Source organism: Bartonella sp. AA81SXKL (genome assembly GCF_042196945.1).
GTDB lineage: Bacteria > Pseudomonadota > Alphaproteobacteria > Rhizobiales > Rhizobiaceae > Bartonella.
This window is the reverse complement of record NZ_JBHIRH010000322.1, coordinates 1-309: the sequence shown is the minus strand read 5'-3', so window position 1 is coordinate 309 and position 309 is coordinate 1. Positions and strand designations below refer to the sequence as shown.

General features: G+C 35.3%; 1 pseudogene. It reads left to right on the top strand.

Going from position 1 to position 309, the window contains the following annotated elements:
* Positions 1 to 145: 145 nt before the first annotated feature.
* Positions 146 to 309, top strand: a pseudogene (pcm, locus tag ACFINZ_RS11430) (protein-L-isoaspartate O-methyltransferase); the annotation flags it as partial.

Below are 309 nucleotides of genomic sequence, written 5' to 3'. Positions count from 1 at the left end.
AACGGCTTAAAAATTTTCAAAAGGAGAACGGATATACGCTTATTATTGACAAATGATAGCATAAAAACACAAGACGATGCCATTTTAAAAGAAATAAAGTGTGTATACAATGGTATAATGACTCTGTTGGAGATCGAATGATAGTATGGATCAAAAGGGTATTTTACGATTTCATGAGGAGCTAGCTAGTCTTGTGCTAAAAATGCGCAGCAAAGGAATTGATGATGTTCGCTTTTTTACGGCATTGGAGAAAATTCCGCGTCAACAGTTTGTCAGTTCTCCTTGGTTTAAGAGCGCTTATGATAATAA